Here is a 322-nt window from a genome sequence, read left to right on the forward strand (position 1 = left end):
CCGCCGCCGCCGCGAGGCCGAGGAGCTGCTCGCCGACGCCCGCGAGGAGGCGCAGGCCGAGCGGACGGCGGCGCGGGAGCAGAGCGAGGAGCTGCTGGCCGCCGCCCGGAACCGGGTCTCCGAGGCGCAGACCGAGGCGCAGCGGCTGGTCGAGGAGGCCGAGCGGCGCTCGGCCGATCTGGTGGCCGCCGCCGAGCAGACCGCGCAGCAGGTGCGGGACTCGGTCGCGGGGCTGCACGAGCAGGCCGAGCAGGACATCACGGCGCTGCGTACGGCCGCGGAGCACGCCGCGGAGCGGATGCGCGGCGAGGCGCAGGGCGAG

Annotated in this window: 1 protein-coding gene; it reads left to right on the top strand. The window is 79.2% G+C overall.

Going from position 1 to position 322, the window contains the following annotated elements; translation table 11 throughout:
* The coding region (locus KN815_RS49795; RefSeq protein ID WP_216348266.1) for a polarized growth protein Scy-related protein at positions 1–322 on the top strand (322 nt) is incomplete at both ends.

This window comes from Streptomyces niphimycinicus, from assembly GCF_018883605.1.
GTDB lineage: Bacteria > Actinomycetota > Actinomycetes > Streptomycetales > Streptomycetaceae > Streptomyces > Streptomyces niphimycinicus.